This is a genomic window from Nocardia sp. NPDC019395 (assembly GCF_040632335.1).
Classification (GTDB): Bacteria; Actinomycetota; Actinomycetes; order Mycobacteriales; family Mycobacteriaceae; genus Nocardia.
The window spans coordinates 771,521-787,897 of sequence record NZ_JBEYBT010000001.1 but is presented as its reverse complement, the minus strand read 5'-3'; the positions used below and the strand labels follow the sequence as shown (position 1 = coordinate 787,897).

Here is a 16,377-nt window from a genome sequence, read left to right as displayed (position 1 = left end):
GGTCACCGCGCTCATATCGGCGACCAATGTGTCCAGTTCCAGAAATTGTTGCGCGGCAACCCATGCCGGCATCTGATCGATGGACAGGGGCAGCGATCGCACGCGGGCGGCGGTCAGCTTCGCGGCCGGGACGCGCGGCCGCCGGCTGGCCGGAAGGAGTGCGAGCAGCCGCCCGGCCTGTTCGGTGCGCAGGTGCCGGGCCCGGTCCAGTTGCTGTGCGGTATCGCCCAGTTCGGCTACCGTTACTCCGGCTCGGTCGAGCGTGTTGGTGACTTGCGCTATCGAATCGACCAGTTGACGGTCGACCGTGCGCCGCTGCCCCGACAGCTCGTCGAGCTGCCGGGCTTGCGCGTCCAGACGGTCACAGAACTCCGCTGCGCTGTCATAGTTCTCGGCGTCCGTGCACAGCTGGTCGAGCAATCTGTATCGGATCGCCGGTCCGGGCCGGAAGGGGCTGCCCGGGCGGCGCCTGCGCGAGGTGTTCGACGCCTGCCACGCGGATTTCTCCGTCAGCGCCTCGGCGCGCAGTATCCGCAACCGTTCCCGCACATCCGGGCCCGAACCCATGACGTCCGCGTCGGCCGGGAACAACTCGGCGAGGCGGCGACGCCCATCGGCGAGGCGCTGTTTGGCCACCGACCGCCGCCGATGCGCCTGCTCCAATGCTCGGGCCACCGCGTCGATCTGCGCCAGCTGCGCGCTGATCTCGGTATGCGGGCCCGAACCGGCCGGCACTTCCCGGAGCAGCACCGCCGCTGCATTCTCGCCCCTCATCCGAGCCAGGTTGTCGCCCAAATCCACCCGCCGCGCCGAGGATCGCCTGCGCGCCCCGCTCGTGATATCTGCCAATCCGGCGTCCAGCAGGCCCCGCAGCAACTGTGCGCTCGTATCCTCGGCATCCACGCGGGCCACTCGAGTGCGCAGTGCGCGAAGGTCTTCGAACTCTTGCACCAGATGATTGCGGAGCTGGTCCCACGCGAGTTCGGGGGTCGCGCCGGCCGATAGCACCGCGGTGGTATCCAGATCTGCCAGGTCGGCGGCGCTCAGTGCCGCCGGGTCCGCTCCGAGACGGAGGCTCAGCAAGAGCCGGCTGGCGGTGAACTGGTCGGACAACTCCTTCAACGTCGTACTGGTCTGCCGCCGCCGGCCGGTTTCGATGCCATAAGCGGCCATTTCGATCTCACGGCCCCGCACCTCTGCCGGGCGGGGCGTCTCGGCCTCCACATCTTCCAGCGAGATCAGCCGCTCCGCCAGATCGGCCAACTGCTGCGCGGCCGAGGAGTACCGGTCGTACTCGCCTTCTGTATCCGCGCCCTGGTCCGCTTGTTCCTGCGAGTCCCGGAGCACCCGCTCCAGCGTGATCAATCGCGCGAGCCGGCTCTCATCGCGTTCGATCAGATTCACCGCCCGCAGCCGGTCGTACAGCCGCAGGAATTCACGCTGTTCTGCGGACCGGTCGGTCTCTCCCCGGAGGTCCGCGACCACCTGCTGTACCAGCAACCCCTCGGCAGGCCGGGCGGCGGCGGAATCGAGGTGTGCTGCGACCCGTTTCCGCGCGTCCAGATAACTCTCGACCAGTTCGGCACGCGCCGAGGAACGCGGGTCCAGCAGATCGTCGAGGGATCGCGGTGCCACCGAATTCGCCAGCGCGATTCGGTTGAACACAGCGTTCAATGCGGCGCGCAACGCAGCCGATACCAGCGACGGGGGGAGATCTGCTGCCGGGGCCCTCTTCCCCACATCATCGAATGTGTCGTACGTCACCGCCGGCATCGGCGGACCACCGTCGGCTGCGGCTGCGGCGCGCATTTCGAGTACTTCCGCGAGGTGTGCTGCCAGCGTCCTGATTTCGCCACCCCGCCAGATCAGTGTCGCCACCGACGCCGCCGGGTCTTCGCGGAGCTTCTTCCGGAGTGACTCGATCGACTCCTGGCAGAGAGTGTCGAATGACACCGGGTTCGACCGGCCATGGGCCAGATCGATCTTGATGCTCTTCGCGTTCTCGATATCACCGATCACGACGAAATCCGCACCGTCGTACGCGGTCGAATCCACGGACAGCACAGTGATCTCGGGGGAACCGGGCAGACGGTGCGCCGACCGGGCCAGCCGGTTCAAGGCATCGGGTCCGGTGGTGCGCACCGGTTCCGCACCGGCGGCGGCCGGCGCCACTTCGTCGCGCAGCGAACGCTCGTGCAGCAAAATCATATTGGCGATATGACGCAGGAACAGTGGTGCGCCGGCGAGCCCGGCGATCCGTTCCGGCGCGGCGTCGGCGACGACGCCCCGGATATCGGCGTACTGCTCCAGTAGCTCCGCCACCTGCGCAGCGGAGGGATTCGCGCCGAGACCGTCCAGATCGCGAACAAACGCGTCTGCCCGGGACTTCTCGTCGCCGGTCAGCCCCACTCGCGGACGGCTGTCGAGACGCCACGCATTACCGGTATCCGGGATCCCGTCGAATTGCTCGAGCAAAGCAGGGAACCGGCGCACTGCCTCCTCCACGGTGTCCCCGCCTTCGCCGCGGCCGACGAGAACCACCCGGGGCCGGGTGTGGGTGCGGCGACGCATTTCCTGCACCGTATTGGCGGCGGCGATACGTTCTACCAGTCCGGTAACGTCGTGTTTCATCCGTTCGTCGTGAACGCGCCGGCGCGACTTCGGTGGCAGATCGTCGGGCTGCAGGTCGTAATCGACCAGCAGGATCATCGCGACGGTGCCCTTATCCGGCCGCCGGTCGCGCAGCGCGGCCGCCGCGTCATCGACCACCGACCCCAGTTGATCCATCGAGGTCACTCGCTTGGACTGGTACCAGACCACCGTATCGGCGGTGTCCACGTCGCCGACCGACAGCCGCGTCTGGAATCGGCCCCGGGACAGGCCCGAACGGGTGACTATCGAGTCGGGGACGAAATCGGCTGACCGCAGCTGGACCTCCAGCCCGTCCTTCCGCACCTGCTGCGTGGTGAGGTCGGTCAGTTTCTCGATGAGGTCGAGCTCGGCGAATCTCAGATGCTGGATCACCGGATCGGTTGGCTCGCGTGCCGGATCGGTTGGCTCGGGTATGGCCTCCGCAGCGGCACGTTCTGCTTGCCTGACCCGCTTCCGCAAGGGCCTCCGGACCCGGTCCGGCGACAGATGATCCAGCAGAGGCCTGATCACCGGCTCCATCATGGGATAGTCGTCGAGCAGCTTATCCTGCATCCCCGCCTTGCCGGCCCTATCCCAGATCTCGGTGGCCACCCGGGCCCGCCACCGAGCGGATTCGACGATATCGCCCTCGATCTCGGCCGGCGCGAGGAAGAGCGAGTCCAGCCGTCGAGCGCCCACCCCCTGCATAACGTCCCGCAGGATCGCGACCAGCTCCGGCGGCCCGGTATCGATATCCGCCGGCGCCCCGGGGTCCGGCTCACCCGGACTCGCCCCGACCCGGAAATTTTCCTTGTCCTCGCGCAGGGGCACCGCCCCGGCAGCGACGGGGTCTTCGATCGACCTGCCCTCGTCGTCCAGGAACAGTACGAACACCGGACCGCCGGAACCGGGCTCCGGCACCTCGAAATCGTGCTCCACCACGCCGTTGTCGTGCCGTTCGAGCCGTTCGTCACCGTTTTCGTCGAGCCGTCGCACCAGAAGATATGTGTGCCCCAGGCCCCCGTCGTCGTCGGTCGCCTGCACCGTCGGATCGAAGATCACCATACCGATGGGACGGGTCAACCCACGCTTATCGCGTTGCGCACCCCGCTGCCGCAGCAGCGTCACCGCCGTAGCCACGTCAGCAAACCGGCGGGAACGGACGTCGCCGAGTGCTATCTCCAATCCGCTGACGAACACCCCGCCCAGCGGGCTGTATACCCCGGGGTCGGCGACAATACGGTCGAAGACCTGTGTCACCGCCGAACGCAGCGCGACCCCGCACTGGTTCAGCTCGCGAGGCACCGAGCCGCGCGATGTGACCAGCATTCCGGTACCGGGCTTCTGGTAGGGCGCCCCGCTCGACCCCCCGCTGAGCGCTGCCGCCCCGAACACCGCCCGGGCGTCCCCGGGCGCCAAGAGCCGGTCCAGTTGTCCGTCGAGGTGCGTGAGCTCGTCGCTCAGGTCAAGAGACCGCTCAGCGGCTTCGGCCAGGTTCGTCAGCAACGCGATCTTCGCGGTGCCCGGGTCGACCGAGCGCGGAACGTTCTCGGAGAACTCGTCCACCTCATGCTCGGTGAAATACTCCACCCGGGCACGGATCGCCGCATCGCGTATCCGTCGGATCGCGGCGGGGCGCTCTACGATATTCGGGTCCCCATCATTCAGACGCAGGGCCAGCCCGCCATGGAGCACCCTGTCCTTACTGAGAAGATCGAGCTGTCCCCGCACCTGGCGCCGCCGCCCGGCCAGGCTGTCGACTTGCCCGGCCCGCGCCTGCACCCGTGCGGTGAGCGCCGTCCAGTGCCGCAGGAGTTCGCTCGCCGCGAGCAGTTCCGTCCGCGCGTCCCGGCGCCGCCCGGCCGCCGCGGCGCCGGTTGCCCGAGAACCGCCGGTGTCCCGCTGTCCGGCCGTTGTGTGCAGGTCGATCAGCGCATGCAGGGCGTCCAATTGGTGCTGTTCCCCGGTAAGTGCCGCCGAGACTTCGCCGAAATCGGTGAGCTCCGAGTGCATCTGGAGATACTCGGGATCGGCGAGCTCCGGATGCGCATGGAGATACCCGGTTCGCGCGCGGTGATACCGCTCGTCGGCCGCGGAGCGCTGGGCCCGGGCATAGCGGAGTGCCCGGTCGAGTGCGGTGACCCCACGGGCCCGGCTCTCGGCCAGGAGATACTCCGCCGAACGTCTCGTCAGCTCGTCCAGCGAATACAGCGTTTGCGCCAGCTGATGCGCTTCTCCCGGCTCTCGACGGAGAAGTACCTCCTGCGCATCCACTTCGGCCGGAGCGATATCCAGCAGTTCGGCCAGCCGGCGCCGCACCTCGTGTTGCCGGTCGCGCAACCAGGCCGGCTCGGCCGGGTTCATCCCTGAAGTATCGACCGCGATCCGGTCTTCGCCGGCCAGCTCATCGGCTGTCATGGTTATCGAGTCGGCCAGGCCGTACTGCTCGGAGACCATATCTTCACCGAAACGGTTCAGCTCGGCGCGCGCGGCGGAGCGCGCGTCCGGTCCCGGCCCCGGTGTGGCCAGCCAGCCCCGGTCGAACGCTGCCGCGGCTTCCTGGACCCGCCCCACCTTCTCCAAGGCAGTATCGAATGCGCGGATGAGTTCACGCAATTCGGCGCAGCGACGCGCAGATTCGGCTCGCATCGCCGCGGCGGACGCCTCGGCGGGCGACAAATCGGCCGGTATCTGCTGTGTCGGCCGGAAGTGATCTTCGAGCTCAGCGGCGGTGAGATCGGCCGGATCGACATCGACGAGCAACGACAGAACTTCCTGTGCCGCGGCCAGCTCCCCGTGCAACCGCAGGATCGCCAACCGGCCGGGAAGACCGGACACGTGGTCGACAGACAACCCGTAGTCGTCCTCGATGTCGATGTACCGGCCACCCACCCGTTCCATCGTCGACGGCAACTTCCTCGCGTTACCGAACTCCAGCGCCAAGGCGTCGAGCCGGTCGGCCCGTGCGACCAGCGCCCGATAGTCCTCCTCGGCCGCGGCGTTCTGCGTATACCGCGCATGCGCCTGGTGCAGAGAATCGTTCAGCGCTTCGATCTGCCGGGCCCAGTCGCCGAGCCGTCCAGCGTCCTCGACCAGTTTCATCGTCTCGTACAGCCGGGCGAATTCGTCGACCGCCTCAGCGACGGCATCCGGTCGCTCGGTCCACGCCCGGAGGTCGCCGAGTGCCTGCAGTACCTGTGTGTGGTCGGACAGATCCTCGGGCAGGGTGAAATGCTCCCGCCACGAATCGATGCCGGGCACTTCCTCGATCAGTGCGTTCACCGCGTCGCGAGCACGGTCGCGCCGGCTGAGCCACACCGCGCGCGTCGGTAGCCCCGGATCGAGCAGGTCGGCGGCGGTGACCTCGACCTTCCTGACCATATCGTCGAGTTGTTCCACCAGCGTCCGCCGCCAGGCCGGGAACTGCCACCGCGCTCGCTCCAGAGTGGGCGCCAGGTCGGGGCCGATGCCCACACGGTCGGGATCGTCCGGGAGTGGCGGCGCGGGCCGCGGCTCGTCGTATTCGTTGTCCTCGCGGGGGCGCCGCCCCAGCAGTCGGGCGGGGTAATCCCGGCCCGGTACCTGCGGCTCCTGATCCGGCTGCGGCGGATCCACGGGTTCACGGTCGGCGTCGAACAGGACGCCGTACAGCTTGCCCTTCGGCTTCGTCCAGTCGTCGAACCGGAAATCCCGTTGTTTCCCGGGATCCCCCTCGTCCGCCCACGCCTCGCCGTCTTCGGCCAGGTACATATCGAGCCGGGAATCCTCTTCATCCTCGCGACCGCGCTCGTGCACCCACACCTCGCCGTCGGCCAGGTACATGATGAAGACGTGACCGAGGAGGCCGGTGCCGTCCACGGACCCGATCACGTACCCGCCCGCGGCGACGAACGCGTACATCTCGTCGAACGAGCGGAACCCGCGGGTCCGCCAGCGCGCCCCCCGCGCCGCCGACGACAGTTCGAGCGGGTGGCGGTTCTCCAGCCGGCTCGCCGGATTGTACCGGGACGGCGGATCGATCGGCAGCTTCAGGGCTTTCGCGCCGAACCACAGGGTCTCGGCCAGACAGACGGCCAGGGTGTCGTCGCGCAGCGCATACCCGGCCTCGGGTCGCGGTCGCCGCGGCGGCGCGGTCGCATCGCCCACACCCGCCGGTGGCGGTGTGGTGGACAGCCGCCGCGGGGCCACATGCCGGCCCATACCGTCGGTCGGTGCCGTACTGGGCCGGCCGGTATCGGCGCGATCGGTCAGGATCTGTTCGAGTTCCGCGACGAGCCCGGCGAGCTGGGAATCGAAGTCTTCGTACCCGGCCGCGCCGGAACCGGCCGAGTCTTCGCCGGCGGCCCGATCGGTTTCCTTCCGGAGTGCACCGGCCACCTGATCCAGGCGTTCGGTCGCCGTGTCCAGGTACCGGATGGTGTCTGCCCAGCGCTGATGTTCCCGGGCCGCGTCGAGCAGCCGATCCAGTTCCGCGGGCGGCCGGGCATCCCCACTGTCCGGCCGAGCCTGTATCCGGCGCAGCGTCTCGACCCCGGCGAACCAGGAGTCGTCGGACCGCACGGGCCCGTTACCGAGTATCTTCGCGATCCGGGGGTCCACCCGCTCGGACAGATTCTGCAGCAGCTCGCGGAACCGAAACTGCGCCTGGGCGTTCTCGGAGTGGGCGCGCCGCGCTGTCCGGTCCAACCGGTCGAGCTGCCGGATCCGGACGGACGCCGCCACCGCCTGCTCCAGCTGATCGATCGCGGTGTCGTGGTAGAGCAGTGCCCACAGCTGCTCCGTCATCTGCTGGTCTGCGCCCTTGGAACGCAACTGTGCCAGCAGAGCACCGAAATCGGTGCGCAGCCGATCCCAGTTCGGTTCGGGCAGTTCCAGCGTCCGGAACATCTGTCCTGCCGCGACGGTGAGTTCTGCTCGCTGCTCCCGCCAGCGCTCCAGATCGGCGGGCCCGAGCGCGGGTTCACCGTCCTCGCCCACGACGTCCGGAGCGCTGGAATCGGGTAGGGCGATCTGCGCGTACTGCAGCCGGATGGTGGTCGCGGCCAACCGGGCTCGCACGAGTTCCGGGCCGAGTATCCCGCGGCGGTTCGGCGGCCGCGAGCCGGGAGTCCGGACCGCGTCGGCCAGCACCTTATCGAAGAGGCCGTTCAGCATGGTGGCGGTCATGGTGACCTCGTCCAGCTCCCGGAATTCTTGTCGCCGGTCACGCAGCTCGGCGAACTCCTTCGCCAGCTCGGCGCGCCGCTGCAGGAACTCGGCGTCCATCCCGGGGGACTTCTGCTCGAGTGCTGCCGCGAGCTCGTCGCTCGTCATATCCGCCGGGTCGGTTGCGGTGGCCAGCCGGGCGCCCAGCCGCATCCGGGCAGTGTCGTAGGCGTTGTCCACGCGCTGGAATTCGGTGCGGCTGGGCCGGTTCACGGGGGCAGCGAGGTGCGCCGCCACCTGCCGGAGTTCGGTGGCCAGTTCTTCGAGGCGATCCGCCTGCGCCGTCAACCGCTGATATTCGGCGGCGGATTCGCCTCCCAGAACCTGGATCCGCGCGGCGCGCAGTTTGTTCACCAGTTCGGTGCCCCGCCGGTCCCACACCGTCATCCGGTCCAGGCGCTGCAATAACCGGTTCACCTCGTCGCGCCAGCGGAATTCACGCATCGCGGCCGCCACCGCCGCCGATTCTCCGGCCCGCATCCGCAGATCCGCCAGTTCCTGGTCGGCGAGCATATCGTCGGCCAGCACCTCCGGCCGCACCCCGGCCGCCTCGGCCAGCGAGCGCCGGGCAGCGGTGAGATCGGCGTCCCACGTCTCCCGGGCTCGGCGGCGTATCCGCCGGTCCGGCGACCACAACTGCTCGGGTGCCTGTTGTCCGCGCGCCGCCAGATGCAGGCGGATCGAGCGCCGTAGCTCGCGAGCCTCGGTCGCGGCGCCGGCCAGCACCTGCGTCAGCGCAGGCCCGATTTCGGCCGTGGGCGGACCGGCCCGGTCCCGCCGTGCACCCATCGCCGCGACCGAGAAGGCTTTACCGGGCACCCCCCGCGTCCAGCCGTCTTCGCCCAATTCGACCGCGGCCGTCCCGTCGGGCTCGACGGCAAGGCCGTGCCAGCCCACCACACCGGACAGCCCTTGCCGCCATATATCGAAATCTTCCGGTTCCTCGCCGGGCTCCTGGACCAGGATCCGACCATTCTCGCGCCAAGCGGGCACCACATGCGCGCCCACCATTTCGCGACGCTCGAAACCCTCGTACGCGACCGCGATGAGCATCGTGCCCCCCTCGGCGGGGACGGCCTCGGCCAGCGTGTCGAATCCGGTGAACCCGTCCGGATACCAGTCCGCACCGAGCAGATGCGCACCCAGATCGCCGTGCACTCCGCGCTGCACCACACCCACCAGCTGCACCATCGCCAGCCGTTCCCGCAGATCGGCGAGCACCGGATCGGTGGCGGGGTTGATCTCTGGGTTGCGCAGCCGGGCATCGATAGCCCTCTCCAGCACCACCCGCGCGGCCTCCGGGAAACAATCGACCGCCGGAGTGCCCCCCCGTGTTCCCAGCTGCCAGGCAGCGAATCCCGGATGCCGGTCGGCCACTGTGAGCCGATCGCGATACCGCGCCAGCGTCTTATCCGCCCGCGCCGCCGTAACCAGGCTCCTCCGAGTCGCCGGTCGAACCTGCTGGAAAGCCCCGGGGGATATGTGATCCACCAGAACAATATCCGGCGCCGGATGGCCCGGTGTGCCAGAAGTTTCCGCCAATCCCGCCGTATCCCGGGCCAGTGCCCGCGCATCCCCGCCGAACCACACCACCGCCGCGGTTGGCCGGGCGGCCGCCGCCGCATCCCCCACTGCGACAGCCGTCGCCCGGCGCAACGCGGCGGCCGCATCAGGAGCCTGCCGATCCACCACGTGCACGCGGATTTCCGCCGCGTTCGCCGGATCTCCGATCACCAGCACCTTGCCCGCGCGGCCGAGCATATACACCGCGGGATATCCCGGCGCCTGGGCAGCCCACCGCTCCGCCGCCGCCCGCAGATCCGTCCAGAAGGACACTGCCCGTGCATGTTTCGGATCCCGGTCGGCGGCGGACCGGTCGCCCGCCCGGCGCAGCACCATTCCCGACGCCTCATGACGAATATCCAGCGGAATACCATCCGCGCCGGCGAGTACCCCGGGCAGCGCCGCGCGCAGATCCTGTTGGGTCTCCGGATCCGTCCACATCCAGGCGGACCGGACCTCTTCGGACGTTTTCGCCGAACCTCGAATAGTGCGCCACCGCTTCACCGCCCGCTCATACTGCCGCGGGGTGTAACCCGGGTCTTCGCGTGGCAGCGCCGGCCGGAGTCGCACCTGGGGCTTCGCCACACCGCGGGCAGGTTTCCGTTTCGCCGTCGGGGGACGCGGCGTGGATACGACCGGTGCCGGGGCACCGAAGGCGAGGGTGTCGGTCCGGGCCATATGCAACCCAGGAAGCGCGCCCGGCTCCTGCCCCTCGGCGAGAGGATGTTCGAGCGCACCGTCCACCGACTGAATCGAGGTCACCCGGTGTGCTTCGGACCCGAAAAGGCGGACGAAATCCCTGACTTCGGCGAGGCCGGTGTGGACGTACTCTCTTCCGTTGTTGTAGCTGTGTTTGACCACGATCCCGTGCTCCGGGTCGTGGAATACGGCAATGGTGTGGCCGAAACCGTCGGCGTATTCGATCACCGCCAGCAACCGCAACCCCGGAGTGGTCATCACCTTGTGGATCAGCTCCGGCAAGTTCGCGTGGTGTCGCCGGTTCCGATGCCAGTCACCGCGCACATGCTTCGCAATATTGACGGCGGTATCACCACGCAAGGGGTTACCGGCCGGGGGTTTCACCGGCTCCGGGCCGACCCGGCCCGCGGCATCCCAGTTCGCCCATTCGAACTCGTAGGCGGCGTAGGTCGAGCACGCCCCCACCAGTAGCGGCTGATCACCGTCGTCGGAGTCCGGCTCAACTGCCACAGGATCGTCGGGATCGGCGAACGGTTCGTCGTCGACCGTCTCCGAATCAATATCGGTATCCGATTCCGGGGCCGGGGCCGCCAGGGCGGCCGTCACCTGCTGGACGACCGCGATCTCGGCTTCCAGAGTCGCGATCACCGCGGGATTCGCGCCCGGTGCCTCGGGGTTCGCCTGCCGGAAGGCCGGATGGTCCTTCTCGCGTTCGTCGCCGAGTTCGATCCGCCTCCGGTCCAGTGTCGTACGGCCCGCCAGCCCCCGAGCGGCAGCCGGCAGACCGATCGCTCCCAGCACTGTTTCCGGATACGCGGCGATGAACGACGCCTGCTCGTCTTCGCTCAACCGCGGCCACAACTCGGTGAGCTCCCGGGCCCGGGCACGCGCGTCGGACGCCACATTGCGAACCCGGCCCGCACCGGGCACCAGATCCGCGAGGCGTGCCCCTTCCCGCGTGATCGCCTCGGCAACGGTCTCGCGAGCGTGCTGCACCGTCCGCTCCCGTTCGGACCGTGACCGCGCCCGGCGTGCGGCCCGGCCCGCGATACCGGGCACGGTGTGGGCCGACGGTCGTCCGGGACTCGCGCCCGGCCTCGGCACCCGCCCGCTGACGGCGGCCGCAGCGGTTCCGGTGGTGCCGTCGCCGGGGGCTGGAACCGTGCCGGACCGGCTCGCGGCCTGATCGCCGAGCGCGGCGAGCGCCGCTGGATCGGGCGTCGAAATGGTCGTCGGCCCAGTGGATTCGCGGTCGATGACGACCGCCGGGGCCGCGCGATCCACACCGGTCCCCGCGAGCCGGGGTGCGTCCGTATCTGTCCCCGAGTCCACGGGGCCGGAACTGGAATCTGTCGCGGCGGAACTGGAATCCGGTGATTCGATATCCGAGTTCGTCTGTGTGGTCTCAGCCGCAGTCGCCGCATCCGAGCTCGTCGACTCGCTGTCCGCCGAGGGCCGGTCCTCATCGGCCGGCGCGAGCCCCGCCGCGGGTTGGGACGCCGGCGCGCTGTCGAAGTCCGTATTCGGGATGTACTCGGAGGCTGCCTGTAGACCGTCGAAGGCGGGCGCGGTGTCGTCCTCTTGCCAGAAACCCATGAAGTACTGCGGACCGAGACCACCGAGGAACAGATGCGCCTGGCCTCCATCGGGCAGATCCTGGACGAACCGTCCCGGCGCCTGAACCACATACACCCGCACTCGCGTACCCGATGCCGCCGCCACCCGCAGCGCCGTCACAGGCGAATCGAACGCCATCAGCGCGCCTGATTCCGTCGGCGCCACACCGGTGACAAACGGCGCGACCGTGCTCGTCTCCGGCACCGGCACGTACGCCACACCCTGATCGACCCACCGCACCGGCGCCGCCGATTTCCCGAAGCCCGCCAGGAAGCCCGTCGAGTCCACCCTTGCGGTGGACACCGCACCCGCCGTCAGATCCGTCTCGATACTCACCCCGGTCGCGGCTCGGCCTTGATCGATCTCGGCCCCTGTCGGAGGTTCTGCCACGGCCGCTTCGGCTTCCCGAGCTTGATTCCGGCCCCACACCGCGTCCGCGGGGTGCGGTGTCCGGCGCACGCGGTCGATCGCCTCCGCTGTCGACTCCGGCGCGGGCACAGATTCCCGCACCGAGGGTGGGGCCGCCGCCGCGGCGGCGGCCCGCGCCTGTTGCCGGTGCCACGCCGCATCCGCGGGGTGCGGTATCCGCCGCACCCGATCGATCGCCTCCGCCGTCGACTCCGGTTCAGTGTCCGGTTCAGTGTCCGACTCCGCGTCCGGCTCCGGCGCCATGTCCGGCTCCGGTCGCGTCACCCGATTCGGGTCGAACCCCGGGTTCGGCACATACTCCTGTGCGTCCGGCAAACCCTCGAAATCCGGTGCATCGATATCGTTCTGGTAACGCCCCATGAAGTATTGCGGAGCGATACCCCCCATCCACAGATGCGCCTCACCGCCCTCACGCAGCGGCTGCACGAACCGGCCCGGACCCTGAACCACATACAGCCGCACCCGCAGACCGGTCCGCTCCGCGAACCGTCGTGCGGTGGCCGGCGAATCGAAAGCCATCACCACACCGTCGGCTCCCGCGGTCTCCGGATGCAGACCTTCTACGAACGGCGCGGCCGGGTTCCCTTCCGCCACCGCCACATACGAGACCCCGCTCTCCACCCACCGCGGCGGCGTCTCCGATTTACCGAACCCGGCCAGCAACCGCGCCATATCCACCGACGAGCGATCCACTGCCCCCGGCATGGGATTCTTCTCCACCGTCAGCCCGGTGGCCGCCATCCCCCGGCGGATCTCGTCCTCGGTCGGCGCCATGGGCGGTTCGGGCGCGACCGGTTTCGGCTTCGTCTGTCTCGCCGCTCGAGGTGGCTGCCGCACCGGTTCCGCTGCCGGTTTCTGTCGCGGTGTCCTTCCCGCGACGTACCCCGGATTCGCCACGAACACCGATACCGCGTCCGGCCCGTTTCCGGATAGCACGTGCTTGCCCACCACGTAGCCGCCGGCCACGCTGTCCAGGAAGCCGACAATCCCCTCCCCGGGCGACGTCTGCCGCAGGAACCCGCCCGGCGCGTCGACGACGGCCACGGCCTCCGCCCCGAATTCCATCGCCTGATCCAGGGAGGTGAACCCGTGCACCATCCCCGACTCCCCCGACATACCTTCCTCGAACACCCCCTTCCCACCGTCGGCCAGCGGTACGTACACGACAGGGCCGTCCACCGTTCCCTGCCATTGCTCCGGCGCGCCACCGACCACCGGCGCAGCCCACGATGCGGGCACCGCGTCCGGATCGAATCCCGGCCGTTCCGGTACAGCGGCCGGCGCCGGATCCGCATCCACCGGCAACCCCCGCGCCTGCATACCCTGTCGCAGCGCCGCTTCCGAGGGCCGCGGTTGTGCGGCCGTCATCGCCTGCGCCAGCGCGGCCCGCTGCGCGCGCCGGAATGCGCCGTCCGCCGGATGGTCCAGCTGCCGAACCCGGTCGATCTCCTGTTCGGTCGTCGGCTCCGGATCCGGCAGCGTCACGGGTTCCGCGGCCGGCAGGCCGTAACCGGGATTCGCGACATACTCCGGAAACTCCGGATCATCCGTGGCCGGCTGGAAACGGCCCAGTATGTACTCGCCGGCGAATCCGCCGGGAAGCAGAATCGCCTGCCCACCGTCCGCGAGACTCTGGCTGAACCCACCGGGTACTTCGGCCACATACAACCGGACACCCGGCCCGGCCACTCGGGCCGCCGTCTGCGGCGAGTCGAACCCCACCACAACTTCCGCGGCCACACCGTTCACGAACGGTGTCGCCGCACTGCCCTCCGGTACCGGAAGGAAAACCACGCCCCCCTTCGGCCGGAATGTGATCGGCGCATTCTCCGGAGCATTCGCCGCGCCCGCCAGGAACTTCGCCATATCCACCGGCCCGACCGCGGCCGGCGCCGGATTCACTCCTTCCGCCAGCCCGGTAGCGGCCATACCGCGTGCCACCTGCTGCGGCGACACCGGCTCCGGTGCCGGCGGTTTCCCATCCGGTATCGGCTCGACGGCCGTTCCACCTTCCGGCGCGGGCGCCGCGGTCGGTTCCGATGCCGGGACCGGCGGCGCGGACCGGCTGGGATCGAATCCGGGGTTCTCGACATACGTGGTGACCCGTTCCCCCGCACCGCCCACCACATCGTGACGTCCCTGCACGAAGTTGTCCCGGACGCCACCCAGATAGATGACCGTCTCCCCTTGCCCCGGCGAGAGCTCCTGAACGAAGCCGCCACCTCGGGTCTTCACCACATACACGTGCTCGGCACCGGTGGCGAGCGCCTGATCCAGCGAGGTGAAACCGAACGCAATACCCGACTCGTCCTTGGGCAGGATCCCCTGTTCGAATCCGCCCGGATTCCGATCCGGGAAATAGACCACTACCTCACGGTCACCCAGCCACTGTGGCTGTCCGTCGCCCCCGCGCTCCGCCCAAGCCTCGAAGATGCCGGGAACATCGACCTTCGCGACACCCGGCGATACATCCTGCAGGTTCTCCAGCGCGGGCAACCCGGTTTCCGCGCCGCGGCGCACTGCGGCCCGCGCCTGCTCCGCCTGCTCGACGATCTGATCCGGTGATAGCACACCCTGCTGCCCCGCCTCCGCGGGTTTCGACTCCCCTTGTGCCGCAGTCGCATTCTGCGACCCCGCTACCACCTGACCACCGTCCCCGGCACCCGGTGATCCCGCGTCCCGTGCGACCGCACCGTTGTTCGGGCGCGCCACCGGCCCGCCACTCGAATCACCCCGTACCGCAGGCGCCTTCGCGGTACCGTCGATCGCTCCCGCCCGCGGGCCCGCACCCTCGCCCGACCCGCTCCGCGCGACCACACCCCCACCGTCGGCGGCGCTACTTCCGCCCCGGGGATTCGTCGTGGCACCGTCACCGCCGGAACTGCCCGCCGTTTTCGGATGCGCCGCAGTACCGTCCGGCACGGAGTGTCCCCCGGACTGTTCACGGTACACATTCCATTCGTGCCGAATCTGCTTCAGCTCGGCGACATGGCCCTCGCGGTACTGGTTGAATTTGCCGTTCGAATTCGCGTCGTTCTGTACATCGGTGACCTTCTTGTGAAATTCGGCCGCCGTCGCCCGCTCAGGCCCCTCCGGAAACTTGTCCGGATGCGTTTCTTTGACGATTTCGCGAACAAGCCCGCGCCCCTCACTTCGTGTCTGCGCGGTCGATTCCCCCCAGTTCGCGCCCCGGGTCCCCGACCCTACGGACGTTTCCGCCATACCCCCGCCCGCCCCCGCGCGCGCCGCACCCATCGCACCCAGCGCCGCACCCCCCAGCAGATAATGCGGGTCGAGCGCGGTATCGACACCGCTCAACGCCACAGTCCCCGTCCGTGCCGCCTGCACTCCCACCTGGCCGACGATTCCCCCCGCCCACATGCCCATCATCCCCACCGTCCCGGCGACCGTCCCGGTCACCAGACGCTTGGTCAACATCGATGCCGTCCACCCGGACAGCATTCGCGACATCGCATAGGCGGCCGGCCCACCCGCCAACGGCACGCCGGCCCACGCCGCACCCGCCACAACCGCCGACGCCGGATCGAATCCCGCGCCCGCGAGGGCCCCGGCGCCCATATCAATCCCCGCCCCGGTCACACCCGCCTTCAGGGCCGACCCCACCAGTTGCTTGCCGAGCACATTCTCCGCAGGTGCCAACGCCCCGAACCTGGAGAGCAGCGGAAACGCCTTGCCGACCGTATTCGCCAGCGCGACCTCCGCGCCCACCCGCTGCGCCCCGCGGGCCGCGGTGACAGCCACCACCTCGCGCCCCACACTGACGATTCCCGCCTCGACAGCCGGCAATGCGGCCCGCCCCCACAGCGTCACCGACAATATGGCGCGTGCCTGCCACAACGCATACAGCGTGTACGCGGCAAAACCCAGCAGCATCAGCTGGGTTTTCGTAATACCGTCCGCGCTTCTGTCGACCGCACCCCCGAATTCCGCCATGGCATCCGCCATGGCATCCAGCGAATACTTCCCGTCCGCCAGCTTCCCCAGCTGCTTCAGCAGCGGATCGGTTGCCTCCCCCTGGTAGATATCCGCGATATCGCCCATCGTCTCCCGGACGAACGGGGTAATCATGCGCAAATCCGCGGCGGGACCCAGCAGTGATTCCTGGGCGAGGACAGCCATATCCCCTGCACGCGCTTCCGGGAATTCGACGCCGAAATTGAGAACTTCGGCTATTCCGCGCAACCACCCCGGAATGTCGACATTATGAGCCAT

At 69.0% G+C, this 16,377-nt stretch carries 1 protein-coding gene (running past one end of the window); it reads right to left on the bottom strand.

The window, feature by feature from the left end:
- Window positions 1-16,377 carry the beginning of a LuxR C-terminal-related transcriptional regulator gene (locus ABZ827_RS03555; RefSeq protein ID WP_357232294.1) on the bottom strand. The gene continues 79,803 nt to the left of window position 1, outside the view, so the window shows 16,377 of its 96,180 coding nt (coding positions 1-16,377); its start codon is at window positions 16,375-16,377; the stop codon falls past the left edge of the window.